Origin of the sequence: Sinomonas humi (assembly GCF_000802235.1) — a bacterium.
Classification (GTDB): Bacteria; Actinomycetota; Actinomycetes; order Actinomycetales; family Micrococcaceae; genus Sinomonas; species Sinomonas humi.
The window spans coordinates 1-26,718 of the sequence record NZ_JTDL01000106.1 but is presented as its reverse complement, the minus strand read 5'-3'; the positions used below and the strand labels follow the sequence as shown (position 1 = coordinate 26,718).

Annotated in this window: 27 protein-coding genes and 1 tRNA gene; 13 read left to right on the top strand and 15 right to left on the bottom strand. The window is 68.0% G+C overall.

Going from position 1 to position 26,718, the window contains the following annotated elements:
• A partial coding sequence (locus LK10_RS10585; protein WP_043123389.1) for an HPr family phosphocarrier protein occupies positions 1 to 229 on the top strand: 229 nt, incomplete at its 5' end.
• Between the two features lie 101 nt (positions 230 to 330).
• On the opposite strand, the gene LK10_RS10580 is transcribed toward LK10_RS10585, so the two are convergent.
• On the bottom strand, positions 331 to 993 hold the full coding sequence (locus LK10_RS10580; RefSeq protein ID WP_043123386.1) for a pentapeptide repeat-containing protein: 663 nt from the start codon (positions 991 to 993) through the stop codon (positions 331 to 333).
• Between the two features lie 32 nt (positions 994 to 1,025).
• Here LK10_RS10580 and LK10_RS10575 point away from each other — a divergent pair, with 32 nt between their 5' ends.
• Positions 1,026 to 1,976 carry a D-2-hydroxyacid dehydrogenase family protein gene (locus LK10_RS10575; RefSeq protein WP_043123383.1) on the top strand — a complete coding sequence of 317 codons (951 nt, stop codon included), beginning with the start codon at positions 1,026 to 1,028 and terminating at the stop codon, positions 1,974 to 1,976.
• On the opposite strand, the gene LK10_RS10570 is transcribed toward LK10_RS10575, so the two are convergent.
• Positions 1,947 to 2,741, bottom strand: a complete 795-nt coding sequence (locus tag LK10_RS10570) for an SDR family NAD(P)-dependent oxidoreductase (RefSeq protein WP_156144126.1) — start codon at positions 2,739 to 2,741, stop codon at positions 1,947 to 1,949. The genes LK10_RS10575 and LK10_RS10570 overlap by 30 nt on opposite strands.
• A gap of 179 nt (positions 2,742 to 2,920) precedes the next feature.
• Between LK10_RS10570 and LK10_RS10565 the strand changes: the two genes are divergently transcribed.
• Complete coding sequence (locus LK10_RS10565; protein WP_043123381.1) at positions 2,921 to 4,126, top strand: beta-ketoacyl-[acyl-carrier-protein] synthase family protein; 1,206 nt, start codon at positions 2,921 to 2,923, stop codon at positions 4,124 to 4,126.
• A 33-nt stretch (positions 4,127 to 4,159) separates the two neighbouring features.
• Here LK10_RS10565 and LK10_RS23035 read toward each other — a convergent pair whose 3' ends face one another.
• Both LK10_RS23035 and LK10_RS10555 read right to left on the bottom strand, forming a co-directional pair.
• Entirely contained in the window at positions 4,160 to 4,414 is a 255-nt protein-coding gene (locus LK10_RS23035; RefSeq protein WP_043123378.1) for a LapA family protein, read from the bottom strand.
• A gap of 170 nt (positions 4,415 to 4,584) precedes the next feature.
• Positions 4,585 to 5,415: a putative protein N(5)-glutamine methyltransferase gene (locus LK10_RS10555; RefSeq protein WP_052207200.1), complete on the bottom strand. Its 831-nt coding sequence runs from the start codon at positions 5,413 to 5,415 to the stop codon at positions 4,585 to 4,587.
• 64 nt (positions 5,416 to 5,479) lie between these two features.
• Here LK10_RS10555 and LK10_RS10550 point away from each other — a divergent pair, with 64 nt between their 5' ends.
• Positions 5,480 to 5,689 carry a dodecin gene (locus LK10_RS10550; protein WP_043123376.1) on the top strand — a complete coding sequence of 70 codons (210 nt, stop codon included), beginning with the start codon at positions 5,480 to 5,482 and terminating at the stop codon, positions 5,687 to 5,689.
• Here LK10_RS10550 and LK10_RS21330 read toward each other — a convergent pair.
• On the bottom strand, positions 5,661 to 5,990 hold the full coding sequence (locus LK10_RS21330) for a helix-turn-helix transcriptional regulator (protein ID WP_081998449.1): 330 nt from the start codon (positions 5,988 to 5,990) through the stop codon (positions 5,661 to 5,663). The genes LK10_RS10550 and LK10_RS21330 overlap by 29 nt on opposite strands.
• 178 nt (positions 5,991 to 6,168) lie before the next feature.
• Between LK10_RS21330 and LK10_RS20840 the strand changes: the two genes are divergently transcribed.
• Together LK10_RS20840 and LK10_RS10535 are read left to right on the top strand one after the other, a co-directional pair.
• Entirely contained in the window at positions 6,169 to 6,714 is a 546-nt protein-coding gene (locus LK10_RS20840) for a hypothetical protein (RefSeq protein WP_052207198.1), read from the top strand.
• A gap of 47 nt (positions 6,715 to 6,761) precedes the next feature.
• Positions 6,762 to 7,166 carry an ImmA/IrrE family metallo-endopeptidase gene (locus LK10_RS10535; RefSeq protein WP_043123373.1) on the top strand — a complete coding sequence of 135 codons (405 nt, stop codon included), beginning with the start codon at positions 6,762 to 6,764 and terminating at the stop codon, positions 7,164 to 7,166.
• A gap of 1 nt (position 7,167) precedes the next feature.
• On the opposite strand, the gene LK10_RS10530 is transcribed toward LK10_RS10535, so the two are convergent.
• Together LK10_RS10530 and LK10_RS10525 are read right to left on the bottom strand one after the other, a co-directional pair.
• Positions 7,168 to 7,722 (bottom strand): cysteine hydrolase family protein, encoded by a 555-nt coding sequence (locus tag LK10_RS10530; RefSeq protein ID WP_043123370.1) that lies wholly within the window; start codon positions 7,720 to 7,722, stop codon positions 7,168 to 7,170.
• A gap of 62 nt (positions 7,723 to 7,784) precedes the next feature.
• Positions 7,785 to 7,857 (bottom strand) — tRNA-Lys (locus LK10_RS10525).
• 113 nt (positions 7,858 to 7,970) lie between these two features.
• On the opposite strand from LK10_RS10525, the gene LK10_RS10520 reads away from it, so the two are divergent.
• Positions 7,971 to 8,633 carry a hypothetical protein gene (locus tag LK10_RS10520; RefSeq protein WP_043123368.1) on the top strand — a complete coding sequence of 221 codons (663 nt, stop codon included), beginning with the start codon at positions 7,971 to 7,973 and terminating at the stop codon, positions 8,631 to 8,633.
• Between the two features lie 548 nt (positions 8,634 to 9,181).
• On the opposite strand, the gene LK10_RS10515 is transcribed toward LK10_RS10520, so the two are convergent.
• Positions 9,182 to 11,800, bottom strand: a complete 2,619-nt coding sequence (locus LK10_RS10515; RefSeq protein WP_231567721.1) for a LuxR C-terminal-related transcriptional regulator — start codon at positions 11,798 to 11,800, stop codon at positions 9,182 to 9,184.
• 381 nt (positions 11,801 to 12,181) lie between these two features.
• Here LK10_RS10515 and LK10_RS10510 point away from each other — a divergent pair, with 381 nt between their 5' ends.
• A complete protein-coding gene (locus LK10_RS10510; protein WP_043123366.1) occupies positions 12,182 to 12,799 on the top strand; it encodes a DUF47 domain-containing protein in 618 nt (205 codons plus the stop codon).
• Between the two features lies 1 nt (position 12,800).
• Entirely contained in the window at positions 12,801 to 13,811 is a 1,011-nt protein-coding gene (locus LK10_RS10505) for an inorganic phosphate transporter (protein ID WP_043123364.1), read from the top strand.
• Between the two features lie 23 nt (positions 13,812 to 13,834).
• On the opposite strand, the gene pstB is transcribed toward LK10_RS10505, so the two are convergent.
• The 4 genes from pstB to pstS all read right to left on the bottom strand — a co-directional run bounded on the left by pstB (position 13,835) and on the right by pstS (position 17,973).
• Entirely contained in the window at positions 13,835 to 14,614 is a 780-nt protein-coding gene (gene pstB / locus LK10_RS10500; RefSeq protein ID WP_043123362.1) for a phosphate ABC transporter ATP-binding protein PstB, read from the bottom strand.
• A 37-nt stretch (positions 14,615 to 14,651) separates the two neighbouring features.
• Positions 14,652 to 15,758 (bottom strand): phosphate ABC transporter permease PstA, encoded by a 1,107-nt coding sequence (gene pstA / locus LK10_RS10495; protein ID WP_043123361.1) that lies wholly within the window; start codon positions 15,756 to 15,758, stop codon positions 14,652 to 14,654.
• Between the two features lies 1 nt (position 15,759).
• On the bottom strand, positions 15,760 to 16,770 hold the full coding sequence (pstC, locus tag LK10_RS10490; RefSeq protein ID WP_081998448.1) for a phosphate ABC transporter permease subunit PstC: 1,011 nt from the start codon (positions 16,768 to 16,770) through the stop codon (positions 15,760 to 15,762).
• Between the two features lie 81 nt (positions 16,771 to 16,851).
• Positions 16,852 to 17,973 carry a phosphate ABC transporter substrate-binding protein PstS gene (gene pstS, locus LK10_RS10485; RefSeq protein WP_043123360.1) on the bottom strand — a complete coding sequence of 374 codons (1,122 nt, stop codon included), beginning with the start codon at positions 17,971 to 17,973 and terminating at the stop codon, positions 16,852 to 16,854.
• A 325-nt stretch (positions 17,974 to 18,298) separates the two neighbouring features.
• Between pstS and LK10_RS10480 the strand changes: the two genes are divergently transcribed.
• The 3 genes from LK10_RS10480 (at position 18,299) to disA (ending at position 22,082) form a co-directional block, all read left to right on the top strand.
• A complete protein-coding gene (locus LK10_RS10480) occupies positions 18,299 to 19,399 on the top strand; it encodes an FUSC family protein (protein ID WP_043123359.1) in 1,101 nt (366 codons plus the stop codon).
• 71 nt (positions 19,400 to 19,470) lie between these two features.
• The gene (radA, locus tag LK10_RS10475; RefSeq protein ID WP_043123358.1) at positions 19,471 to 20,889 is read left to right on the top strand and encodes a DNA repair protein RadA; all 1,419 of its coding nucleotides are present in this window, start codon (positions 19,471 to 19,473) and stop codon (positions 20,887 to 20,889) included.
• Between the two features lie 116 nt (positions 20,890 to 21,005).
• Positions 21,006 to 22,082 (top strand): DNA integrity scanning diadenylate cyclase DisA, encoded by a 1,077-nt coding sequence (gene disA / locus LK10_RS10470; protein ID WP_043123354.1) that lies wholly within the window; start codon positions 21,006 to 21,008, stop codon positions 22,080 to 22,082.
• Between the two features lie 13 nt (positions 22,083 to 22,095).
• Here disA and LK10_RS10465 read toward each other — a convergent pair whose 3' ends face one another.
• On the bottom strand, positions 22,096 to 22,803 hold the full coding sequence (locus LK10_RS10465; RefSeq protein ID WP_043123351.1) for a hypothetical protein: 708 nt from the start codon (positions 22,801 to 22,803) through the stop codon (positions 22,096 to 22,098).
• 72 nt (positions 22,804 to 22,875) lie between these two features.
• Here LK10_RS10465 and LK10_RS10460 point away from each other — a divergent pair, with 72 nt between their 5' ends.
• Complete coding sequence (locus tag LK10_RS10460) at positions 22,876 to 23,844, top strand: HhH-GPD family protein (protein ID WP_043123348.1); 969 nt, start codon at positions 22,876 to 22,878, stop codon at positions 23,842 to 23,844.
• 24 nt (positions 23,845 to 23,868) lie between these two features.
• Here LK10_RS10460 and LK10_RS10455 read toward each other — a convergent pair whose 3' ends face one another.
• Together LK10_RS10455 and LK10_RS10450 are read right to left on the bottom strand one after the other, a co-directional pair.
• Entirely contained in the window at positions 23,869 to 24,429 is a 561-nt protein-coding gene (locus LK10_RS10455; RefSeq protein WP_052207197.1) for an amino-acid N-acetyltransferase, read from the bottom strand.
• Positions 24,430 to 24,438: 9 nt separating this feature from the next.
• Positions 24,439 to 26,565 carry a S9 family peptidase gene (locus LK10_RS10450; RefSeq protein WP_043123344.1) on the bottom strand — a complete coding sequence of 709 codons (2,127 nt, stop codon included), beginning with the start codon at positions 26,563 to 26,565 and terminating at the stop codon, positions 24,439 to 24,441.
• Positions 26,566 to 26,718: the final 153 nt, after the last annotated feature.

Genomic DNA, 26,718 nt, shown 5'->3' with positions numbered 1-26,718 from the left:
CCCCGCCGCGATCTTCGCCGAAGCCGCCGCCGAGACCGGCATCGAGGTCACCATCGCCAAAGAAGGCGACCCCGAAGACGAAGCCCTCGACGCCTCCAGCATCCTCTCCCTCATGTCCCTCGGCGCCGAACACGGCCAGAAAGTCACCCTCCGCGCCACCGGCCCCAACGCAGACCAAGCCCTCGACCACCTCGTCACCATCCTCGAAACCGACCACGACGCCCAATAACCACACCCCGGGCCAGCCGCGCCGCCACCACCGCAGGGTCACACCCCGCGGCGGTGGCGGCGCAATTATTGAGAGCCCCTTTGGGAGGGACCAGAGCCGGTTCAGTCCTTGACCGTGATGCCCAACTGCTCAGCCATCGCCCCGGCGAGCTCGGCGGCCTGGAGACCGCTCACGATCGCGCCCCGGAGACCGGGCATCCCCACGATCCTGCCGAGTCGCGCACCTCTTAGGTCGACGTGCCGGAGCTCGGCAGCGGAAACATCAAGCGTCTCGAGGACGCAGCCCTCGAACGCCACCCGAGTCGCCTTCGCACGCCCGAGGTCGAGTTCCTCGATGACGCAGTCTTCGAACAGCACATCACTGAGCTCAGAGGCGCGGAGATTGACAAACCCGAGCTTGCAGCCCCGGACGGCGGCGCCCGACCACGTCGTGTCGTAGAGCTCGGCCGAGCCGATGCGGGAGGCTCCGAGCTCGACGTCGCGGAATCGCGAGCGCGGGGCAGTGAGGCTTGCCGCCCCAAGGCGGTCGATGCGCGTCTCCACAAACGACGCCCCGGTGAGGTCCGCGCCGTCGGCCGTCACGCCGTCGAGCGTGCACTCGACAAGGGCGACCCCCGCCAGCCCGCGCTCGGCGAGGTCTACACCGTCGAACGCGAGGCCCTCTGCGCGCTCCCCCGGATCCAGATCCCTCGCGTATCCCGCGACGAGGTCGCCGAGGCGCAGTTCGCTCAGCCGTGGACGGATGGACTCGGCGCGGGGACTCACCCGCCGATCCTAGCCCGCCGTAGGCTGGGCCCATGAGGATCGCTGTGCTCGATGACTATCAGGGCGTCGCCGCCGGTTTCGCGGATTGGGATTCGCTCGGCGCGGATGTCACCTTCTTCTCTGAGCACTTGGGGCACGACGACGACGCCGTCGTCGCCGCGCTCGAGGAGTTCGACGCCCTTGTGGTCATGCGGGAACGCACCCCGCTGCGGGCCGAGCGGCTCGAGCGCCTCCCGAACCTGCAGCTCATCGTCTCGACCGGGCGTCGGAACGCCTCGATCGATCTCAAGGCGACGGCGGCCCGTGGGATCACCGTCTGCCACACCGGCTACGTGCCCGCCCCGGCCGCGGAGCACACGTGGGCACTCATCCACGCCGCGACCCGGAGACTCGATGTCGAACTCGGGGCGATCCGTTCCGGCGGGTGGCAGACGACGGTCGGGCGAGGGCTCGAAGGGCAGCGGCTGAGCGTGCTCGGTCTCGGCAACCTCGGCTCGCGCGTCGCGAAGGTCGGGCTCGCGTTCGGCATGGACGTCGTGGCCTGGAGCCAGAACCTCACCGAGGAGCGGGCGGCCGAGGTCGGCGTCCGTCGGGTGGAGAAGGACGAACTCTTCGCAACGGCGGACGTCCTCACCGTCCACCTCGTGCTCTCGAAGCGTTCGCGCGGGATCGTAGGGGCGGAGGAACTCGCCCTCATGAGCCCGGACGCGATCCTCGTCAACACCTCCCGGGGCCCCCTCGTCGACGAGGCCGCTCTGCTCGACGCACTCTCCCACGACCGACTCGGGCTCGCAGCGCTCGACGTCTTCGACGTCGAGCCGCTCCCGGCTGACCACCCGTTGCGCCGCGAACCGCGCGCCATCCTGACGCCGCACATCGGGTACGTCACGCAGGAGCAGTACGAGATCTTCTACCAGGACGCCGTCGAGGACATCGCCGCTTTCGCGGCCGGATCACCCATCCGCATCATGGAGCTGCCGTAGGGGGGGCTGGCGCGAGGGGCGACGCCGCGGCCCGACGAGCAGCCGTCGCGGCAGCACGTGGCTCATGAGCGCCACGGCCTTGTACCGGCGCGACGGGATCGACACCGCCTTCCCGCGGAGGTTGTCGAGCAGGCCCTCGCGCACCACGCGCGGCGCCCGCAGCCATAGGAACGGCGGGATGAGCCGCTTTGACATGCCCATGCGCTCGTGGAATTCCGTGTGCACGAATCCGGGGCAGAGCGCCGTGACGAGAACGCCCTCCCGCCTATAGTGCAGGTTGGCCCACCGGCTGAAGGAGAGGGTCCACGCCTTCGCTGCCGAGTAGGAACCCCGCGGCAGGTAGGCGGCAATCGACGCGACGTTGACGATCCGCCCCTCACGCCGCGCCGTCATGGCACCGAGCGCCGCGTGGCACAGGCTCATGGTCGCCTCGACGTGCAGCCTCAAGTGCCGGACCTCGTCCTCGAGGGGGTTCCGGTCGAAGTCATGGAGGAGGCCGATCCCGGCATTGTTGACAAGGATCCCGACCGGTCGCGCCGTGTCGGCGACGCGGTCGACGACGGCGGAAAGCTGCGCCTGATCCGTCAGGTCGGCGGGGAGCACCTGGACCTCGACGCCGGTCCGCGAGCGGAGCCCAGCGGCGAGCCGCTGAAGCCTGTCCTCGTCCCGCGCGACGAGCACGAGGCCGTGGCCCTGGGCAGCGAGCTGGCGCGCGAATTCGGCTCCGAGGCCAGAACTCGCGCCCGTGATGAGCGCCGTCGTCATGCTGCCCAGCCTAGTCGCGCGCACCGACACACCCTTCGCTTTGTCGGACGGACACAAAGATGAGCGCCGCACGGCGGAACTTCTGGAAGTCCGACTGTAGGAATCCGCCAAAACGGGAGCGCCGCCATTGACCGCTCCCGCACCGCGGGAAACGTGCCTCAACAGGAATACTTGAACCCATGGACCGCATTGCTATCACCGGCTTCGGGGCAGTCAGCCCCCTCGGAACCGATGCGCCGTCGACCTGGGAAGCCCTCCGCGAGGGCCGGTCCGGCGTGTCAGTCCTCGAGGATGACTGGGCCTCCGAGCTCACCACCCGGATCGCCGGGACCGTCCCAAGCTCCTTCACCGAGGCCCTCGCCGTGCGCGAGATCAAGCGGCTCGACCGCTGCGAGCAGTTTGCTCTCATCGCAGGCCGCGAGGCGTGGGAGATGGCTGGCCGGCCCGAGATCGACGGCGACCGCCTCGCCGTCGTGGTGGGAACCGGGATCGGCGGGATCACGACGACGATCGCCCAGACTCACGCGCTCGACGCCTCGGGGCCTCGCCGCGTCTCCCCCCACACCGTCACGATGCTCATGGGGAACGGAGCGGCCGCCTGGCTCTCCATCGACCTCGGAGCGAAGGCAGGCGCCCGGACGCCGACGAGTGCTTGCGCCTCGGGCGCGGAGGCCCTCGCGATGGGACGCGAAATGATCCTCGCGGGCAACGCGGACATGGTCGTCGCGGGCGGAAGCGAGGCCGCGATCACCGGCCTCACGCTCGCCGCCTTCGGCCAGATCCGGGCCCTCTCGAAGCGTAACGACGATCCAGAAGCCGCATCCCGCCCCTTTGACGCGGACCGCGACGGGTTCGTACTCGGCGAGGGCGCCGCCCTGCTGGTCCTCGAGCGCGAGGCGCATGCACGTGCTCGCGGGGCCGAGATCTTCGCGTATCTGGAGGGGGCCGCTGTCACATCGGACGCGTTCGACATCGTCGGCGCGGACCCCTCGAACCAGGCCCGCACCATGACGCTCGCGCTGCGGGCCGCGGACTTCGCCCCCGGCGACATCGACTTCGTGCACGCCCACGCAACGGCCACGCCCACCGGGGATGTCAACGAGGCCGAGGCTCTGGCCGAGACCGGAATCGATGCTCCCGTCACGTCAACCAAGTCCATGACCGGTCACCTGCTGGGCGCGTCAGGGTCCCTCAGCGCGATCGCGTCGGTCATGGCCCTCCGCGAAGGCGTCGTGCCGCCAACCACCAACGTCGGCAAGATCGACCCCGCGATCAAGCTCGACGTCGTCGCGAACATCAAGCGGGAAGTCGACGCACGCGCCGCGATCGTCAATTCCTTCGGCTTCGGCGGCCATAACGCAGCGCTCGTCCTGAGCCGCGCCTAGCCCGCTCCGCCCTTCACGACGAGCGCCCGGCCGCTAAGGCTTGGGCGCTCGTCGGGCCCTGCGGGCGAGAAGGCGGAGCTGGAGGATTCGGACCGCCCCTGCGATCGCGACCAGGACCCCGCCCGCAACCGCCGCGATGAACAGCGCGAGGCCGAGTGGAACGTAGCCGTCGAGGCCCAAGAACTGCACGCGGGCGGTGTCCTGGTTCTGCAGGAAGAACACGATGAGCAGGATGAGGACGATCAGGGCGACGATGACGGCGGCCCACACGACGCCCGCGCGCGTCACGGGAGGCTCCGCGCCGGTCTGCGCCGGCGCAGCCTGCCGTTCGCGCTGCAGCGGCTGCTGGGACGGACCATTCCTGCTGGGCTGGTCAAGGCGACCGGGTTGACCTGGTCGGCTGGGTTGATCTGGTCTGCTCGGCTCCTGTGGCGAAGACGGAGACTGAGGTTGCTGGCTCATGGTGCTCCTTTCATCGTCTGTCCTATAACTACCGTTCCCCCGATCTCGGGGTCTCGGACGATCCGGGTTCTCAAGCCCGCTTCCTTGAGCAGCGCGGCCGTCGTCGACGCCTGCTGCTTGCTCGTCTCGATCAAGAGAGCGCCTCCAGGCGCGAGCCAAGGCACGGCCGCCTCGGCCACCCGGCGCTGGATCGCGAGCCCGTCCTCCCCGCCGTCGAGCGCGATGAGCGGTTCGTAGTCGCGCGCCTCGGGCGGCATGAGGGCGATTGCTTCACTGGGCACGTAGGGGGCGTTGGCCGCCACGACGTCCACCCGTCCCTTGATGCTCGCGGGGAGTGGGTCGAACAGGTCCCCAACGAAGGCGTGGCCCGCGTACGGGGCGATGTTGACGCTCGCGACTTCCACCGCGGCCGGGTCTATGTCCGCCGCGTAGAGCTCGATTCCCGGAACGGCGTGCGCAACGAGTGCGCCGACGGCGCCGCTTCCGCAGCAGAGGTCGACGACGACGGCGGTCCGATCCGTCGTCGTGCCCGCAAGCGTGGCGGCCTCCCTGGCGAGAAGCACGCTCCGTCGCCGAGGAACGAACACTCCCGGGGCGACGCTGATCCGGAGGCCCCCGAATTCCGCCCATCCGACCACGTACTCGAGCGGCTCTCCCCCAACGCGGCGCTGGACGAGGGCCTCCAGGCGAGTGGCGTCGTCGTCCGCGGCCTCGAGCAGCAGGCGCGCCTCCTCCTCGGCGAAGACGCACCCGGCGGCCCTCAGCCGGGCGACGAGCGGGTCCGGAACCTCCGGTTCGGAGGGCTGGCCCGCCTCTGGCCATGGCATGGTCACGGCGATAGTCTGCCATCACCCATAGGGCCAATGCGGCCCCTCAACGTCAGGAGGAATCATGGCAGGGCACACCTACAGCGTTTCTGAGATCGTCGGGACCTCCCCTGACGGCGTCGACCAAGCCGTCCGCAATGCCATCGAAACCGCTTCCGAGACGCTGCGGAACCTCGACTGGTTCGAGATCAAGTCGGTCCGGGGCCACATCGAGAACGGCCGCGTGGCCGACTGGCAGGTTACCGTCAAGATCGGCTTCCGTCTCGAACGCTAGGCGCACCCGTCCGCTCAGCCGCTGCCACGGCGGACCGACCGGGTGCGGGGGCCGCTCGCTTTCGCCCTCTGCCACGGCGGCTGAGCTTCTCACTGTCCTCGAGCTCGAACAGCTCGTCCCACGGCTGTTTGAGCCGTACCGCGAGAGCTATGGCAAGTTCTTCGCTCAGCTTTGCCATTCGGCCCGTCTCCAGCAGATGGATCGTGGTCTGCGAACGGTTGACCAGGAAGCCGAGCTGCTTCTGCGAGAGGTTCTCCTGCCTCCGCCATCTCCGCAGCATCGCCGGGTCCTTCACCTTCATGCGCTCCCCTCTCGGATGGTCGCCGGGAGAGCCGCTGCAGGGCCTCCCCCTTACCCTTGGCCCATCCTACAATTTAAATTAAGCGAATTGTCAATTACTTGTTGTTCCTACAAGCGGTTCAGGCCGCGCCATTCCGGGCAGGATGAGTGTGTAGGTTGTTGCCTATTGGTGTGTCGCAATGGATGAGGAGAGAGCCGAGCCCGTGAACGAGCCGTTGAGCCTGCGAGACTTGGTTGAGGCCGCCGCGGGGAAGCGCGATGCCTCGGGCCTGCGTCTCGCGGAGATCGCGGAGGCCGAGGGATTCAAGATCACCGTCACGACCATCAATGCCATCCGGCAGGGAACCTACAAGTCGAAGCCGCGCCCGAGCACGATCCGCGCGATTGCCTGGCTCGCAGGCGTCACCGAAGACGTTGCCTTCACGGCGGCTGGCCAGCCCGTTCCCGGCCCGCCTTTCGCCGACGAGCTGCCGCCCGGCGTCGACAACCTCCCGCCCAAGGCGCGGCGCGCTGCCATCGAAATGCTGCGCGCGCTCGTCGACCTCAATCGCCGTTCCGTGGAGTCGCTGTCCGAGACGGGCGATGCACCCGAGGCGGACGACGACGCGCTGCCGCCGTCTTGGCAGCGTCTAGCGGCCTACAGCGGCCCGGACGGGCACCTTGAGCGCGAGCAGGAATGGTCAGACCGGGGCGAGGAACCCCAGGCTCCGTCCGAGAAGGAATGAGCGGCTCGCTGGCCAGGAATGTCGGCCCCGTTCCCTAGGCTGGCCCCGTGTTCAGTCCTTGGGGGGCACTGCGCGAGCTGACTCACGTAACCCTGCATTTCGTCGTCATGCCGGACGGGGCTCCGGCTCGCACCGATGGGCGCCGCCGGATCTGGCTCGACAAGCGCCTTCAGCAGGCGGAGCGTCGCTGCGCCCTGACGCATGAGCTCGTCCATCTCGAGCACGGGCACACGAGCTGCCAAGGCCCGCGCGTCGAGCGGCGCGTACGGGAGGAGACAGCCCGTCGCCTCGTCCCATTCGAGCACCTCATCGAGGCCTACCGCTGGACCCAGCACCCGGCGGAGCTCGCCGAGGAGCTTTGGGTGACGGTCGACGTCGTGCGCGACCTTCTCGAAGCCCTCACCGATACTGAACGCGCTGCACTCGGTGCCTCCTGCGGGAGGCTTCCCTGAGTCACCCCCTCAGGAGTGCGAGGGCCTCCTCCTGTGAGAGCTTGGTCTGCCGGTACTCCTTGAGGAGGACGTCGAGCATGGCGTCGGCGCGCTCCGGCGTCTCGGCGCCCATCGCTTCTCCTGCGAAGGCTACGCGGAAGTTGTGGGCGTACGCATCTGAAGCTGTCTGCGCAAGGCACAGGTGGGTTGAGACCCCAGCTAGTAGCAGTTGCTCAACCTCCCACGTCCGCAGCCGCTGGAGGAGGTCCGTTCCCCAGAAGGCACTATCGCGACGCTTGACGAGCTGCGGAAGTCCCTCCGTGTCGAGTTCGGGAAGCAGCTGCGCCTGTTCCGTTCCGTGGAACGCAAAGCCCTGTTCGTCGTCGAGCATAGAGAGCGTCCACGTCGAGCCGTCCCGTTCATGCTCGGTCCGCAGCAGGAGGACCCGGGCGTCACTTTCGCGCGCCGCAGCGATGAGCTCATTGCACGCCCTCACCACTCGGTCCCGCTCCGCAGCCAGGGCACCGTTCTCAAAAAAGGCGTTCTCGAGGTCGATCACGAGCAAGGCTGTCTTCATGAGGGGGTCCTACCCATGCGGGGCCCGGCTCACGCGGACGGGACGGGTACATGCTTTCGCGGTGGGCCCTGTGGGGCTCGAACCCACGACCCGCGGATTAAAAGTCCGCTGCTCTACCAACTGAGCTAAAGGCCCCTGACCGGCTTAGCCCGGTCCACTCAGTACTCTAGCGCAGCAGGCCTCACCGCACGCGCCGCTACAGGGGATGCACGTGGGCAGGTGCGCGCAACAGGAGTACCGTACTTGGCATGAGCGAGCATCCAGGAGGTCCCGGAAACGGCACTGGTCCGGTGAGGCCGCACAAGCCAAAGCCCTTCGCACCTCTCGACTTCGAACCCTTTGCGGGCGGAGCAGACCCCGCCCGGGTTTCGGAGGCGGCACACCTTGCAGCCCAAGCCCTCGTTCGCCGAGGACGCGAGAGCGATGACCCTGAGATCACGCGAAGACTCGTCCGGCTCGCCGACGAGCAGGGGCTCGATGCGATTGCAGAGATGTGGGCCGAGAGCCCGGCGCGTTCGCTCCCGGGCGCCCTCTGGCGCCTCTACGCTCTCAGGGCGGCCACTCGCAGCGATCCAGAGCGGATCTCCGTCTATTTCAAGGCCGGCAAGGACACCGCACAGGTTTCGCACGCCGTCGCCGGCGTCGCGGAGCCGCCGGGTGCCGAAGAGCTGACGGTCATGGCAGATGCCATTCTCTCCGGCGCGTTCGACGGCGAATTCGACGTCGCGCTCGAACGTTCCGCGGCCTTCTGCCGGGTCGTCGCCCTAGGCCAGGCGAAGCTCGCGGACAGCGCCGAATGGGGCAACGCGCAGCACGCCACCAAGCTCACCCGAAACGCCCACCAACTCGTCAAGACGGCCGAGGACCTCGAAGCCTCGGCCAAGGCTTGGCGGCGCGGCCAACTCGACTAGGCGAAGGCCTGCTAGCCCCGCGGCCCCGCCTAGTCAAGGTTGACTACCGCGGGACCCCGTAGAAGACTGAAGGTGGCGTCGGACCGCGGTAGCCCCGGGCTCCAACTTTTAGCCGCTTCGAGCGGCCTTCCGCCGAGAGGCGCTCCCGGTTCGGCGCTCCTAACTTGTTCGGGATGATCCAGACTCGGGTCGACCTGAATTACGAAGGCTCCGCGGCAACGCCGCGGAGCCTTCGTGCTCCTCCATTCAACCCCCGTACTCACCCGAGAGCCCCCGTGCCCTCAGGGAGAAGCGCGCCCGAGTCCTTCATCCCCCAGTCCCCCGGTTACCACCCCCCTATGGAGCGACTCGGGCGCGCTTCCAGGCCGCGTTCCCCGCTGCCACGAGATGACACGGACGCCCCCGCCCGTCCGCGTCAGTTCGTGACAAGTAATCACGGCCTGTTGTCAGGCTAGAGGCGGGTTTGGGACCCTCCGTGGAATACAAGCAGCTTCTCCGTGTTGGCTCCCCTGGGGCCTCAGTGGTGCCCGCTCCCTTGGGACGCTGCCCTACTGGTCGCCACGAACAAGCTCGAACAACGCCTTTCGGGACGCAGCATTCGTCTTCCGCAGCGCGTTCGAAATGTGGCTCTCCACCGTCCGAATGCTCAATCCGAACTGGTCCGCAATCTCCTGGTTCGTACGGGTTCCCGCGAGCAGGGCGATCTCTCGTTCTCGATCGGTGAGGCTCAGATACGGGACCCCGGGCTCGAACGCAATGAACTGCCCATCGGGCCGGTGCTTCCTCATGAATCGCTCGGCGGCGCGTTCGATGGCCGCGACGGTCGGGCCACCATGGCTGCTCACACGGTGCTTGCGCACGGCCCCGCGCAGGAGCATAGCGATCTTGTAGGCATCCCCGTCGGGCTCGTATTCGTCAGGGAAGCGGTCCAGCACTGCGATGTCGCCTTCGAGAACGGCGTCGGCCACCCGGAGGAGCTGATCATGCCGAGTGATGCCCTCTTCACGCAGGATCTTCTCGAGCCGGGCCTTCACGCGAGGCGTGGGGAGAAGGCAGAGCACGAAGAGACCCGAGTAGACGGCCTCGAGGATAAACCCGTGTGCCTTCTGATCAGCGAGGAGCGCGCTCGCGCGCTGGTCGAAGGCTTCGGCGCTCGCCGGCTTCCGTGCCACGAGCTCGTAGACGCCCTTGCCGATCCCAGGTAACGGCCCGACGTCGTTCGCTGCCGTCGCCTGCTCGCCCAGAGAGGACGACGCCGCATCCGCCCGGAGCGCCGAGAGGCGCAGCATTGCGTTGTACAAGGACCCGAGAAGGAAGCCCGGACGCTTCAATGAGAACGCCCATCCCATGAGGTATTCCGCCTCGTCGAACAGGCCCCGCGACAGGAGCGCAAGCGAAGCGACGTAGCTCTGCGTGACGAGGCTGAACTGGTCCACGTTGCGGAGCGCGGTGCGGCGGCGCTGGAGCGAGTACGCGAGCGCCTCGTCGACGCGGCCACTCGCGAAGAGAGCCAGCCCGCGGATCAGCGGCTCGAAGCGCGGCACGACCTCGAACCCCTCGGCCGCGTCCATCGCAGCCAGCGCGGCCTCGGGCTTCATCCGGAAGAGCTCGAGCAGGCCGCGTGCGACGGCAATGACCCCGCTGGTCGGCTGCCGCACCGGCAAGCCTGCGAATTCGGCGTCGAGGTCCGCAGGCATACCGGTGTGCTGGGAACGGACCAGCAGGCTGAAGGCGCGGGCCTCCTCCGCCCACTCGGGCTCCGCCTCCGCGAACTCCTCGAGGATCGCGAGTCCGCCCGCCAAGTCGTTCTCATCCATGACCGCCCACAGGGCCCTTGTCATGTTGAAGAACAGCAGGTCCTCAGGCGCGCTGCCGGTGCGGTCAGTATGCTCGAAGACCTTGCGGATGCGGAGGCGGTCGAGCGCGCCTCCCCAATAGACCCGAAGGAAGGCCACGGCGTTGGACATCGTCCTCTCGGCCTCCCACGCCGCGTAGTAGAGCTGCTCGACTGATTCAAGCCGTTTGTGGAAGTACCTCACAGTCGCGGCATGGCTGCCGCCGTGCTCCTCCCGCAACGCGGCCAGCTCGGCCGATGCTGAGCCGTCAGAAAGCGGCAGCTCGTCCTCGTGCTGGGGACCATCGAGCCCACCGGTCAGTGAGTCGCGGAGTATCCGGCGAGAGTTCAGTACGTGGCCCGCGAGGTAATCCTCGATGACAGGAGGGAACACAGAGGCGAAGAGGTGCCCGTCCGGTCCTGGGAGGGCGGACACAAGTCGACGGTGCTCGAGGCTGTCGAGGACGTCGGCCCCCACGGAGACGGCGAGCTCCGCCACCGGCGTCGGGCCCAACACCGACAGCGTGGTGAGAGCCTTGAACTCCTCCGGTCGCAGCCCATGAAGCATGGATTCGATGGTCGCGTGGAGGTGCTCGTTCATGAGGGAGCCGTCGATCGCGTACTTCCCGTCACGGAGCACGAGTCGCTCGCTGAGGACGGCCGTCTCGATGATGCGCACTGCGAGGCGGAGGTTGCCTCCCGACTTCGCGAGGATGCGAGCGGGCACATCGACTTCTCCCGGCGCGCCCAGCATCTGGAGCAGGAGGGCGTTGACCTGCTCGTACCGGAGCGGGGCGAGCGCGACCGTGGCCTCGGGCCAGCGACCGAGGACGACGGCGGGTGTCCGAGACTCGAACGGAACGTCACCCATGGTTGCAATGAGCGGCACTTCCGTCCGTTTCTGCACGATGTCGATGACGGCCAGGGACTCCCGGTCGAGGCTTTCGATCTCGTCGACGAGGATGACGCGCGGCCCAACCCGGGAGACGTGCTCCGAGAGGAGGTCCGCGATCCCGAGGATTCCCGCGGCCCGTGGACGAAGGTCGATCCCCATGGAGACGATGCCGGCAAACGGAACCTCGGCCAGTGACTGAGTCGCGAAGACCGCGTATACGCGTGTCCCTCGGCCTTCGAGTTCGTCGACAACTCTCTTCGCCACGGTGGTTCGGCCGCTCCCCGGCGCCCCCACGATCCGAACCCCCAGATTGTGCGCGACGTAGCGCAGCACGCGGTCAGTGACCTGCTCAAACAAGACTAGAAGACCTTTCGCTGTTGTCTGCCCCCCAGCAGCCCTCACCATCGAGCCGACGGCCGGGACCGTCGTCGTGCTCATCAGACGAGGGATGACGCAAACACCGCGCGCACTGCTTCTGGACGAACGTAAGGGCGTGACACAGGGACTCGGTGGCACGAAAGCCCAATCTCCGTGTTTGGAACACGGCGGCTCCGTGTTGGCCCAGGTTCGGCATCAGTGTTCAACCCCCCAGATTGGAGACCAACTACCCCAGTCATACTGAGCACCGACCAAGGAGACCATGACGCCGTTTTCGGATTCGGTGAGGATTCCGGGCCGTCAGGGCCGAATTCACCTTGTTCGCGTACCATGCGTCATGCCGGCCGCCGCCGGACCCCTGCCCCGCCCGCACCGCCCGCCCTGCCCCGCCCGCACCGCCCGCCCTGCCCCGCCCGCACGGCCTCGCACCCCGGAGGATTCATGAAGCTGCGCCTCTTCCCCCAGGAGACGGCCGCGCTCGAACTCCTGGCGGATCTCGCGCAGCAGTCGGTGCTCGCGGTGCAGGTGCTCTCGGAAATGTTCGGGGCGCCTCGCGAAGAGCACGAACGGATCTTCGAGGAGCTCATGCGGATCGACCGGCGGGCGACCGAACTTCAGCGTTCGCTTCTGACCCAACTGCGCACGAGCTTCGTCAACCCGCTCCCCCGGGAGGACATCCTCGACCTATCCGAGGGTCTCGGCGAAGCCATGGAACAGCTCGTGGCGGTTGGAGAGATCATGCTCGTGAACCGGCTGGACCGCCTTGCGCGGGAGGCGTCGGACCAGCTCGAGATCGTGAACCGCCAGGCCGAGCTCACGGTGGATGCAATGAAGGGCCTCGGGCACCTCGACAGCCTCGAGGACTATTGGATCGAAATGATCCGCTTGGCCAAGCGGGCAAACCACACCCACCGCATATGGGGTGCCAACGCGATGCGCGACCTCTCCTTGACCGCCTACGCGCGGAATATCGAAATGGCGAGGGCGCTCCTCGGCGCGGCCCACGCGCTCAAGGACGTGGGCTCCAACGTAGGCCGGATCATCGTCAAGGAGTCATGAGGTGAGCATCGCGCTCTTTGTGGCGGTGGTCGTATTCACGTCCGTTTTCGCGTTCCTCAACGGCTTCCGCGACGCCTCGAGCGCGGTGGGCCTCACCGTCCGGACCCGCGCTCTCACCCCGAGCGTCGCCGTCGTCCTCGCGGCCTTCTTCAACGTCGTCGGCACGGTGACGAGCGCGTGGCTCCTCAACTACTTCGGCGGCAGCTGGCTCACGGCGCCCCACGGCCCACGTAGCCTTGTTGTGCTCCTCGCCACCGTTGTGGGCGCAAGCCTTTGGAACGTGTACCTCTGGTGGCGGGGCTACCCGTCGTCGTCCACTCACGCCCTCGTCGGCGGACTCGTCGGCGCGAGCCTCGCGGCGGTGATCCGCGGGCACGCGCTTGAGGACGGCCTCGCCAACCTCCTCTGGTTCCAGGTGTGGCTCCCGCTCCTCATCTCGCCGGTGCTGGCCTTCGGCGTCGCGTTCTTCCTCACGAGCTTCACCACCTGGATCGCGCGGTACCGCCAACCGAGCCAGGCCCATGCAACGCTGCGTGCAGCTCAATCGGTCGGGACCGCTGCGGTCGCATTCGGGCACGGGCTACAGGACGGGCAACGGATCATCGCGGTCTTGGTTGTCGCGGCGGTCGGGAACCAGACCGACTGGACTGCGGTGCCGGGATGGATCGTCGCGGTCGCTGCCCTCGCGCTCGGCATCGGCACTCTGGCCGGCGGGTGGAGGGTTACCTATACCCTGAGCCACCGGCTGATCCGCACGGATCCGCTTCGCGGCTTCGTCTCTCAGCTCGTGACCACGCTCATGCTGTTCTTCGGCGCACTGTGGCTAAAGTGGCCCCTCTCGACCACGCATACCGTGGCCGCATCAATCCTCGGTGCTGGCAGCAATCAGAGGTACTCAGCAGTCAACGGGCGGCTCCTGGCCCGGCTGGTGATCGTTTGGATCGCGACGCCGCTTGTCACGGCGCTTCTCGGCCTCGTCCTCGCACTCGCGTTCGACCCGCTCGCCTCGTAGGCGAGGCGAGGATCGGAGAACGTCTACCCGAAGCGGCCCGAGACGTAGTCCTCGGTCGCCTTCTCCTTCGGGTTGTTGAAGATCGTCGTCGTGTCCGCGTACTCGATGAGCTTGCCCGGCTTGCCCGTACCGGCGATGTTGAAGAACGCGGTCTTGTCCGAGACGCGAGCGGCCTGCTGCATGTTGTGCGTCACGATGACGACCGTGTACCGCTCCTTGAGCTCGTTGATGAGGTCCTCGACAGCGAGCGTGGAGATCGGGTCGAGGGCTGAGCACGGCTCGTCCATGAGGATGACGTCAGGCTTCACCGCAATCGCCCGGGCGATGCACAGGCGCTGCTGCTGGCCGCCCGAGAGCCCCGAGCCGGGCTTGTCCAGACGGTCCTTGACCTCGTTCCAGAGGTTGGCACCCTTGAGCGAGGACTCGACGACCTCCTGCGCGTCCGACTTCGAGAGCCGGCCGCCGTTGAGCTTCACCCCAGCAAGGACGTTGTCACGGATCGACATTGTGGGGAACGGGTTGGGGCGCTGGAACACCATGCCCACGTGGCTGCGCACGGCCACGGGATCGACTCCCGAGCCGTAGAGGTCGTCACCGTCGAGGAGCACCTGTCCCTCGACCCGCGCACCGGGAAGGACCTCGTGCATGCGGTTGAGCGTGCGGAGGAAGGTCGACTTGCCGCACCCCGAGGGGCCGATGAACGCGGTGACGGAGCGTGCCGCGATGTTGATTGAGACGCCCTCGACGGCCAGGAAGTTGCCGTAGTAGACGTTCAGGTCCTTGACGTCGATTCGCTTGGACATGCTTTCCTTCGGTTCGAAAAGGTCGATCTGGGGGCGGTCAGCGCCCGGTCTTCGGGGCGAAGATCCGCGCGACGAGGCGCGCCACGAGGTTGAGGATCATGACGAAGATGATGAGCACGAGAGCGGCGCCCCACGCACGCTGGATGCTCGGATCCGGGTTCGACGGCGAGGTCGGATTGAGGATCTGGAAGTAGATGTACGTCGGAAGCGAGGCCATCCAGTCCGAGAACACGTTGTAGTTGATCTTCGTCGCGAAGCCGGCCGTGAGCAGGATGGGGGCCGTCTCGCCGATGACGCGGGCGATTGCAAGGGTGACGCCCGAGGCGATTCCAGAGATCGCGGTGGGAATGACGACCTTGAGGATTGTCCGCCACTTCCGGACGCCGAGCGCGTACGCGGCCTCACGGAGCTCGTTGGGGACGATGCGCAGCATCTCCTCGCTTGAGCGGACCACCACGGGAATCATGAGGACCGTGAGCGCAACCGCGGCGACGAAGCCGGTCTCAGTACCTGGCCCGAAGATCGTGGCGAACAGCGCTGCCGCAAAGAGGCCTGCGACGATCGACGGGATGCCCGTCATGACGTCGACGAACAGCGTGATCGCCTTGGCGAGCCGGCTGCCCTGACCGTACTCGACGAGGTAGACCGAGGTGAGCAAGCCCACGGGCACCGAGATGATCGTTGCCCACAGTGTGATGAGCAGGGTTCCCACGATGGCGTGGTAGATGCCGCCCAGCACCCGGCTTCCGGTGTTCACCGATTCGTTGTCCTGGATGCCGCTCACGCCGTTCATCGACGTCCCCAGGAAGCCCGGTGTGAGGAGGCCCTTGATGCCTCCTTCGAGCACCGTCCAAATGACCGAGAAGAGCGGCAGGACGACGACGATGAACGCACCCACGACGAGGCACGTGGCGAACTTGTCGCGCGCCTTCCGGCCGCCCTCGACGGCGCCGCTCCACGAGACGTAGACGATCGTGTAGATGATCGCCGAGAAGACGCCCCAACCGAAGAAGTTGAAGCCGACAAGGGTCGAGAGCGCAGCTCCCACCACGAGGCCGACGGCGAGCGATGCCCAAGGGGCGTAGCGCGGGAGTCGATTGCGGGTCAGCGCAGTACGGCGCCTGGAGGTCGCGATGGCTGTCATGTCAGTTCGCTCCCGAGAATTCCTTGTGGCGGCTGATGACCCAGCGGGCCAGGAGGTTGACCGCCAGGGTGACGATGAAGAGTACGAGGCCGGCGGCAATGAGTGTGTTGAGGCTCAGGCCGCTCGCCTCCGGGAAGTTGAGCGCGATCTCGGCGGCAATCGTCTGGTTGCCGGACTGGAGGAGGCTCGCGATGAGGGGGCCTGAGGACAGCACGAGAGCGACGGCCATGGTCTCGCCGAGGGCGCGCCCGAGGCCGAGCATGACGGCGCTGATGATGCCCGGGCGGGCAAACGGCAGAACGGCCATCCGGATCATCTCCCAGCGCGTCGCGCCGAGCGCGAGCGCGGCCTCTTCGTGCAGCTTGGGGGTCTGGAGGAAGATCTCACGGCAGACCGACGTGATGATGGGGATGACCATGACTGCGAGCACGATCGACGCCGTCAGCAGCGTCTTGCCCGTCGCCGAGGGAGGGCCGGCGAAGATCGGGATCCAGCCGAGGGCCGAAGAGAGCCACGTATAGCCGGGCACGAGCGCAGGCGCGAGGAACGAGATGCCCCAAGCACCGAAGATGACGGACGGGATGGCCGCAAGCAGGTCGATGATGTACCCGAGGATCTGCGAGAGACGCCGCGGTGCGTAGTGGGAGATGAAGAGGGCGACGCCGATCGAGATGGGCGTGGCGATGAGGAGCGCGATAGCGGCGGCGATGATCGTGCCCACGACGAGCGGGAAGATGTAGGGCCAGAAGCCCTCTCCGTTCGCGATCTGGCTCTGCGGGGCGAGCAGCGCCGGCATAGCCTGGACGACGAGGAAGACGGCGACGGCGACGAGCACCACGAGGATGATCGCGCCGGCCGCAAGGGCCGCCCCCGAGAAGACCTTGTCTCCCGCGGCGCCCTGGCGGGACGACAGCGCCCGGAGCCGGCCTGGGCTCTCCGGTGTCTTTGTCTCGGTTGCAGTCAAATCTCGTCCCTTTGTTGCACGGGCGGTCTCATGGACGGTTCTCGTCATCTTGACACGTCCTCTCTCACTCAGCGCAAGGCCCGCTCCGACCGAAATGGTCGAAGCGGGCTCGCGCCGTTCAGGATGCGATCAGGACTTGACCTTGATCGAGTCGATCGCAGTCTTGTCCTTGGCCGCGAGGGCCGACGAGAGCGGGGCGCTCTTCGCGGCTGCGGCAGCGGCCTGCTGGCCAGCGTCCGAGACCACGTAGTTCTCCCACGCCTTCACGAGGTCGACGGTCGCCTGGTCCTTATAAGCGGAGCAGACGACGTGGTAGGAGACGAGGACGATCGGGTAGGCCGAGGAGTCCGTCGGGGTGCGGTCAAGGCTCAGCGCGAGGTCGTTCGCGGCGCGGCCCGAGGCGGGCTTCGAGAGCTCGACGGCCTTGGCGGCACCCTCGGCCGAGAGGGCAACCCACGAGCCGCCGACCTTGACCTTGGCCTTGCCGAGGCTGCCGCTCACGGCGGAGTCGTCGGAGTAGGCGATGGCGCCCTGGGTGTCGGTGACCGTCTTGACCACGCCGGAGGTGCCCTTGGCGTTCTCACCCGGGAGCGAGGCCGGCCAAGTCTGGTTCGATGCGTCGGTCCAGACCGAGGGGGCGGCCTTGTTGAGGTAGTCGGTGAAGTTCTGGGTGGTGCCAGAGTCATCCGAACGGTGAACGGGGGTGATCTTGAGGTTCGGCAGGTTCACGCCGGAGTTGTCGGCAGCGATCGCCGGGTCGTTCCAGTTGGTGATCTGACCGCGGAAGATCTTCGCAATCGTGTCAGGCGCGAGGTTGAGGCTCGTGACACCCGGGAGGTTGAACGCCACGGCGATCGGGGAGATGTAGACCGGGATGTCGAGCGCGCCGTCGGGGCCACACACGGACTTGGCCTGAGTGAGTTCATCGGTCGACATCGCAGCATCCGAGCCGGCGAACTGGCCCGCACCCGAGATGAACGTCTTGCGGCCGGCACCTGATCCGACCGGGTTGTACTGCACCGTGACGCCGGAGTTGGCGGCGGTGAAGCCCTGCTTCCAGGCATCGATGGCAGCGGACTGGGCGGTCGAACCCGCGCCGGTGAGCGTGCCAGTGACCTTGGGGCCGGAGGACGTAGCGGGAGCCGAGCCAGAGGAACCGGTCGCGTTGTCGGAACCGCACGCGGACAGGGCAAGCGCGCCAGCGGCGACGACAGCAACGGCCGAGAGGCGGCCGAAACGGAGAGCCTTCACGAAAATGACCCCTTCCAGGGTGATTTGAGGTGCGCCGTGCGAATGGCGCTGACCATCGGGTGCGTACGAGTCGTACTGACTTCGAACGTAAGAGCCTCAGGTAAAGAGATTCCGCGAGGCTGGTTAACGCAAGGTGAACGCGTGGGAGAGGATCGGTGACATCTGGCGGGTGAGTCTTGCACATCACACTCCTGTCCAAGTAGTGGACATCCTCCTCAGCCTCAGGCCGCCTCCCTAAACTGCCTCTATGGAGATCGCTCAACGGGGGAAACCGCCGCAGAGGGATTCGACGCGTTCGGCTTCCGGGAGAGCGAAGCTCGCCAAGATGCCGGGGGCAGCAAGGGACCGAGCCCGGGCCGGTTGGGCACGTGCGCGCGCTTCGCTCATGCCGGTGCTCCTCATGGCGGTGGGCGCCGTCTCCGCCTACCTCATCGCGGAGCAGGTCCTCGGCCACGTGGGCCCGATCTTCGCTGCCACGTCAGCCCTCGTCTCCCTGGGCTTCGGGCGCGACCTGACGCTTCGCAAGGTGCTCGAAGTCTCGGCCGGATGCACGCTCGGCATCGTGCTCGGCGACCTCATGAGGACACTCTTCGGGGCCGGCATCGCACAAGCCGCGATCGTGCTCGTCGTCTCGCTCCTGCTGGCGCGATTCCTCGACCGCGGCGTGATCTTCGCAACGCAGCTGGGCATCCAGTCGCTCTTCGTCGTCCTGCTCCCCGCACCGGTCGGCGGGCCCTTCACGCGGAGCCTGGACGCCGTCGTCGGCGGTCTCGTCTCGCTCCTGATCACCGCGCTCCTCCCCCGGGACCCGCGCGTCCAGCCGCGGCACGACCTCCACGAGCTCGTCGGCGCGTTCTCCGAGATGCTCCGAGAGTGTTCCGAGGCGCTGACTGAAGCAGACTCGACGCGAGCGTGGCACGCGCTCGTACGCGGGAGGAGCTCGCAGAGCCTCGTGGACGCCATCCGGGCAACGCTCAAGACCTCGGGCGAGGTAACACGCCTTGCGCCCGCCTACCGCCGCTACCGCTCGGAGATCGAGTCCTTCGAGCACGCCGTCGAATACCTCGATCTCGCTCTCCGCAACGGCCGTGTCGTCGCGAGGAGGATCGCGAGCGCGATCAACAATGCCGCGCTCTCCGAGATGGCCGCCGAAGACATCGCGGAGCTTCTCGAGAACACAGCGGAGGCCCTCGACCTCGTGGCAGCGGGCCTTTCCACGGAAGACCGCGAGGAGCGGCGCGTGAACCGCCGTTCGGCAGGGCTCATGCTCGAAGAAATCGCATCCCGCGCGCATCCTCGCAAGCTCCACGTCGAACGGCTCGAGGGCGAGGCGCTCGTCATCCTCATTCGGCCTATGCTCGTGGACCTCCTCGAGGCCGCGGGCTACGGCCACGACGAGGCAGTCGCGCTGCTTCCTGCGTTGTGACGGCACCTTGCGAGAAGGGCGTTGCGAGAGTGCGGGCAGGAATGTCGTAAGTCGCCACTAGCCTTAGGTCCATGGCTTCGAAGACCTCCACCCGCTCGTCCCGGCCCGCGGCCGGATACCGCTGCGCCGAATGCGGCTGGACGACCGTCAAGTGGGTGGGGCGCTGCGGAGAGTGCCAGTCGTGGGGCACCGTCGAGGAGGTCGGGGCGGCCGTAGCGCGGACGACGGCGGCTGTCACCGTCCGCGAGCCCGCGCGCTTGATCGCCGACGTCGACGCGACCGACGCTGCCTTCCTCCCGACGGGGGTGAGCGAGCTCGACCGTGTCCTCGGGGGCGGGCTCGTGCCGGGGGCGGTGATCCTGCTCGCGGGCGAGCCTGGCGTCGGCAAGTCGACCCTCCTACTCGACGTAGCGGCCAAGGTTGCGGGCGCTGGGACCGCGGGGGCTGGGGCCAGTGGTGCCTCCTCGCCCGTTCTCTACGTGACGGGCGAGGAGTCGGCGGCGCAGGTCAAGCTCCGCGCGGAGCGCATCGGAGCGGTGTGCCCCGGGCTCTACCTTTCGGCCGAGACCGACCTCGGGCAGGCCCTCGGGCAGGTCGAGAAGCTCGAGCCGCGGCTCCTTGTGGTCGATTCGGTCCAGACGCTCTCGAGTACCGAGGTCGAGGGCAGCGCGGGCGGCGTTTCCCAGGTCCGGGAGGTCGCGGCCTCGCTCATCGCGGCGGCCAAGCGACGCAACATGACGACGCTCCTTGTGGGACACGTGACGAAGGAAGGATCGATCGCGGGCCCCCGCCTGCTCGAGCACCTCGTCGACGTAGTCTGCCAATTCGAGGGCGAGCGGCATTCGAGGCTCCGGCTCATCCGGGCGGTCAAGAACCGCTACGGCCCCACTGACGAGGTCGGTTGCTTCGACCTCGGCGAGGAAGGGATCGCTAGCGTCACGGACCCTTCAGGGCTCTTCGTCTCCCGGACGAAAGAGCCCGTCTCGGGCACATGCATCACGGTCACCCTCGAGGGGCGGCGGCCCCTGCTCGCGGAAGTGCAGTCACTCCTCGCCGAAACCTCGAATGCCCAGCCCCGCCGGGCGACGAGCGGCCTCGACTCGTCCCGGGTGGCGATGCTCCTCGCCGTCCTGCAGCAGCGTGCGGGGTGTGTGCTGCACAAGGACGACAGCTACGTGGCGACCGTCGGCGGCGTGAAACTCAGCGAACCAGCCACAGACCTGGCCGTGGCTCTCGCCGTCGCCTCAGCGAAGACCCGCCAAGCGCTCCCCCAACGCCTCATCGCGTTCGGCGAGGTAGGCCTCGCTGGCGAGGTGAGGCCCGTGCCGGGGATCAATCGCCGAATCCAGGAAGCCCACCGCCTAGGCTTCACCCACGCCGTCGTTCCCGCGAGCCCGACCGGCCCGGGCGAGATCCCGCCCGGGTTCTCCGTGCGCGAAGTGAGCCACGTGGCTGAAGCGCTCGGGCTGCTCATCAGTTCGGTCGGATAAGCAGAATGGTCGCTGAATCGTTGCCGTAGGCGAACATTGCGCGTCCGCACGCGCATATAGCATGGGACACAGTGCCCACGTGGGTGCCTTTGCTGTGCCGCGAAAGGGAATGTCATATGGCTCGGAGTCCCGAGGAAGTGCTAGCCGCCACCTTGGGCCGGGTAGCACCGGGAACCGGGCTCCGCGACGGCCTAGAGCGGATCTTGCGCGGCCGTACAGGTGCGCTCATCGTCCTTGGCTTCGATCGCACCGTCGAATCCATCTGCTCGGGCGGCTTCGAGATCGGGATCGACTTCTCCCCGACCCGACTCCGAGAGCTCGCGAAAATGGACGGAGCGATCGTCATGGACCGCGAGGCGAAGACGATCCTTCGCGCGGCCGTCCATCTCGTTCCCGACCCTACGCTCCCCACCTCGGAGTCCGGCACCCGCCATCGGACCGCCGAACGCGTCGCGATCCAGACCGGTCTCCCCGTCATCTCGGTAAGCCAGTCGATGCAGATCATCGCCCTGTACGTCCGCGGGCTGCGTTACGTGCTCGAGGGTTCCGAGAAGGTTCTTGCCCGCGCCAACCAGGCTCTCGCAACCCTCGAACGCTACCGCGCGCGCCTCGATCAGGTGACGAACTCCCTCTCTGCCCTCGAGATCGAGGCGATGGTGACGGTCCGGGACGTCGCGCAGACGCTCCAGCGGCAGGAAATGGTGCGGCGCATCTCCGAGGAGATCCGCCAGTACGTGCTCGAACTCGGCGAGGACGGCCGTCTGCTCTCCCTCCAGCTCGAAGAGCTAACGGTCGGCCGCGGGCCCGGAAGCGACGTCGTGATCCGCGACTACGCAGGGGACGAAGCGACGAGCGAGACCATTGAGGCCGCAGTACAGGCCCTCACCGAGCTCTCCTCGACCGATCTCATCGACCTGAACCGCATCGCCGCGATCCTCGGCTATGCCGGTGGCGAGAGCACGCTCGATGCTGTGGTCGAGCCCCGCGGGTACCGGCTCATCACAGGCCTCAAGCCGGTGCCGCGCGCCGTCGCGGACCGCCTCGTGGACCACTTCGGCGGCCTGCAGAACCTGATGGCGGCCACGATCGAGGACCTCATGACCGTGGACGGCATCGGCGAGCAGCGTGCGCGGACCGTCCGCGAGGGGCTCAGCCGCATGGCCGAGGCCAGCCTGCTCGACCGCTTCCTCTAGCGGAGGCTGGGGATCACTGGAGCTCGAATACGGTCTTCGGGCTGTCGAGGGGCCCTAGCGACGTCGTCAGGACGTACGTGCCTGGAAGGGGCTTGACCGAGACCGCCTTGCACCCCTCGGTGGAGCGCACGCGCGGCCACGGGAAGTTCGCCGTCTCGCTCGCGCCGGGGGCGAGGGTCTTGAGAAGGTCTGCCGAGCCGTTCTGGCAGTCCTTGGAATCGAAGATGCGGTCGGCACCGCTCACAATCAGATACTCCATCTGGGACGTTCCGACGTTCAGCGTGCACGGGATGCTGTTCTGGTTCGTTACCTTGAGCGTGAGCACGGGGTTCTCGGTCGGGCCGTAGACCTGCTTGTCCGTCGACGCGGTCAGCGCAAACTTCGCCGGGTCACATGTGACGGTCGGCGTGGGAGTCGAAGTCGGTTCCGCGGTCGAACCAGCGGTGCCGGACGACGTAGCGCTTGCCGCGGTAGGCGCCGCACTCGGCGTCGCAGTGGGCAGGGCCGAGCTGGCTTCCGGCGACGCGCCCGATGACGAGGTGGCTGCCGCGACCGGGCCGCCGTCCTCGGACGTTCGCCCTGCGGCTGCCGGCTGATTGGAGCCGCGCACGAGTGCCCACGCGCCCCCGCCAATGGCGACGAGCACGAGGGCCAAGAGTGTCCCCACGACCAGCCTCCGGCGGCGATAGACGGCGGGACTCGGTTTTCCGCGTGCTGCCATGTCTCTAGGCTAGGAAACCTTGACCAAGCCGTGGTTGCGCCGCGCCGCGCAGCTAGAGTGGAATCGCCCACCATGCCCGCGCGAACCCGAGGAGGAGCCCTGACCGCGAAGCTGCACGGCGCCGTCGTCCGCTGGTTCGCCGCGGAGGCCCGCGACCTCCCGTGGCGGGATCCGGATTGCAGCCCGTGGGGCGTGCTGGTGAGCGAAATCATGCTGCAGCAGACGCCGGTCGTGCGGGTGCTCCCGGTGTGGCGCGAGTGGATGGAGCGCTGGCCCACGCCTGCCGATCTCGCTGCCGAGTCTCCCGGAGAGGCCGTCCGGGCCTGGGGACGCCTCGGATATCCGCGCCGAGCGCTGCGCCTCCACGCCGCCGCCACTGTCATCGCCACCGAACACGGCGGCGAGCTGCCGGACTCCGAGGACGGCCTCCTCGCGCTGCCTGGCGTGGGAGGCTACACGGCGGCGGCGGTTGCGGCCTTCGCGTTCGGCCGCCGAGCCTCCGTGGTCGATACCAACATCCGACGCGTCCACGCGCGACTGGTCAGCGGCGCGGCCCTCCCGGCACCGACCCTCACGGCTGCCGAGCGGCGGCTCGCCGAAGCGCTCCTCCCGGACGACGACGCGACCTCCGTGCGGTGGAACGCCGGCGTCATGGAACTGGGCGCCCTAGTCTGCACCGCGCGATCGCCCAAGTGCGCGGCCTGCCCCGTCGCGGACGACTGTGCGTGGCGCGCGGCGGGCCAGCCCCCGCCGTCGTACGTGCCGAAAGGCCAGGCCTGGCACGGAACGGACCGCCAAGTCCGCGGCGCCGTCTTGGCTGTGCTGCGCGCGGCTCCCCGTCCCGTGCCTCGCATCTTCCTCGAGGGACCGGCCCCCGCGGATTCGGCCCCGGCGCTCACCGGAAGCGTCTCGACGGGACCCGAGCTCGCGCGCCTCCACGGCCTCGCGCCCGCCCCGGAACAGCTCGAACGGTGCATCGTGGGCCTCCTCGCGGACGGTCTCGCGGTAGAGCTCGCGAGCGGCCTCGCGCTCCCGCACTGACCGTCCCTCCGCTACGCCGGCGGGCTACTCGCGAGCGCGCCCGGCGAGCCACTTAATCATGCGCGTGTTGCCCAGCGTGTTCGGCTTGACCCTCGCAAGATCGAGGAACTCGGCGACACCCTCGTCAGAAGAGCGCAAGAGCTCCGAGTAGACCTCCGGGTCCACAGCCGACTGGTCGGCCATGACCTCGAACCCGTGCCGCTCGAAGAAGCCCACCTCGAAGGTGAGGCAGAAGACCCGCTGCACTCCGACGTCGGACGCGTCCGCGAGTAGCCGCTCGACGAGCGCGTGGCCCACGCCGCGACCCCGCCACGAATCGGCCGCGGCGAGCGTGCGCACCTCGGCGAGGTCCTCCCACATGACGTGGAGGGCCCCACACCCGATGAGCTCGCCGCCCTCGGTCTCGGCCACCCGGAACTCCTGGATCGACTCGAAGTACGCGACGGACTCCTTCGAGATGAGAATCCGCCTGTCCGCGAGCGGGGCAACAAGCCGCTTGATGGCCGCGACGTCACTCGTCCGCGCACGTCGCACCCGGAAGGTGGGGGCGGCGGTGGGCTCGGTCGTGGCTTGGGCGGCTGTCATGCAGCCATCCTAGAGCCCGAGTTCCTTTGGCAGCTCGCGCTCCTGGCCCAGGACGTGTTCGGCGAGGAACGCGCTAACGACGCCGTACCAGACCTTCGCGTGCTGGGGCTTGAGGATCCAGTGGTTCTCGTCTGGGAAGTAGAGGAAACGGTGCGGAGTGCGCCCCGACTCGTCGAGGGGCAACTGCGACTTGTTGAGCAGCTCGTACCAGAGGCGGAGCCCCTCGCCAATCGGGACGCGGTAGTCCTTGTCCCCGTGGATGACGAGCATGGGGGTGCTGATGCTGCCCACGGCTCGGTGCGGCGAGTACGCCTCCTGCATGGCCTCGTCCATCTCCTTCGCCCAATAGTGGGCCATGTCGGTGGTCATGCCGAAGCCCTCGAGCGCCCACAGGCTCGCGTGCGTGACGATCGCCCGGAAACGGTCGGTGTGGCCGGCCACCCAGTTCGCCATGTAGCCGCCGAACGAACCGCCCATGGCCGCCGTCCGCTCCGGGTCGAGGTCGGGCCGCTCGAGCGCGGCGTCCGTGACCGCCATGAGGTCGGTGAACGGCTCGGCGCCCCACCGGCCCCAGCCGCGCTGGATGAAATCCTGGCCGTAGCCCGTCGAGAGCGCGGGATCCGGCAGGAGGACGGCGTAGCCCTGCGCCGCCATGAGCCAGGGGTTCCAGCGCCACGTCCACGCATTCCACGAACCGATCGGGCCGCCGTGGATCCAGAGGAGCAGGGGGTGCTTCCCTCCCTCCGCGGCGCTTGGGGTTTCATTGGGCAGGGCGAGCCAAGCGCGCAGCGGGGTGCCATCCTCGGCGGTTGCAGTCACCTCTTCGAGCCGCCCCGGGAGTTCCGGCCGCTCCGTCGGGTTCGAAAGGCGCGTGACGTCCCCGCTCGCGAGATCGATGCGCACCGCCTCGGCAGGGAAAAGGTAAGAGCTTCGCAGGGCGTATGCGGTTGCCCCGTCTGGGTCGACGACGACGTCGGTGTACGCGGCGTCGTCGGACGTCACCCGCGAAACCTCGCCGCTCGCCGGATCGATGCGGAACACAGGCGAGCGGCCGGCGTCGTCCGCGGTCACCAAAAGCGCCGAGCCGTCCGGAAGCCACGTCTGCGGATGAGCCTGACGGTCCCATTCGGGGGCGAGCCGGCGCAGCTCGCCGCTCTCCAGGTCGAGGAGGTGCAGCTCGCTCCGGTAGGAGTCCGTGGGCGTCGTGTGGGGCTCGACGACGACGGCGAGCGTCCGCCCATCAGGACTCGCCGGGCCGGGGAAGAAGTCCTTGCGATCCTCGCCGAGGAGGGTGCGGCGGTTGCCGCTCGCGACGTCGATCGCGACGAGCTCGCTCCGCTGGTCGGCCTTCGGGAGCGACTTGAGGACTCCCGCGTACAGCGTCCTGCCGTCGGGGCTCACGTGCGCCTCACCGAAGCGCAGGCCCGCCCCGATGTCCGGCGTGAGGTTGCGGAGCTCGAGCGAGGGCCCTTCGTCGATGGTGGAAGGCTTGCCGGGCTCGGGTTCCGTGGAGGAGCGTTCGACGGCGAAGAGGCGCGGCTCGTCGGGGCCGAGGTCTGAATCCCAGAAGCGGACAGGGTAGGCGGAGTGGAGGATGGCAGCGACCTTGCTGTCCTTGCGCGCCTTGCGGCGCTTCTCGTCGTCCTCCTCGCCCTCGCTCCCGGCAAGGACGGAGGCTTGGACGAACGCCGCGTCCGCAGCGCGCGCCGTGAGCACACCTCCGACACCGCCGGCGCGGCTCAGCACGACGCGTGCCTCGCCGCCGTCCCGCGGGAGGAGCCACAGGGCGTTGACGGGCTCCTCGTCCGGCTTCTCCGGATCGGGCCGGGCGGAAGTGAAGAAGAGGTCCCCGTTCGCCGCGAAGGCGGCCCCGGCCTCACCCTTCGCGCTGCGTGTGATGCGCCGCGCCGGGCGTTCACCTGCGGGATCGATCTCCCAGAGCGCCGAGCCGTACTCGGTGCCCTTCCCGTTGAGAGTCGCGACGGTCGTGACGAGGCGGGAGCCGTCGGGGCTCAGCACCAGGCCACTGAGTCGGGGGATGGCCACGTAGTGGTCCAAGTCGTGGAACGGAGTCTCGGGGGCCTTCTCGGGCGCGGGCTGCGAGGTCTCGCGCTCTTCTTGGACATCAGCACTCATGGCACCGATTCAACCTGTTCTGTGGCGCGGAGCACAGAGGCGTTCACTTATGGTGAAACACTTCTTTCACACCTCGCCGAAGCCGTGCTCTACCTGTTCCCGCACGAGGCTCACGGCCCTCGCTGCCTCCGGCCCCCACGCCTCAACGACGAT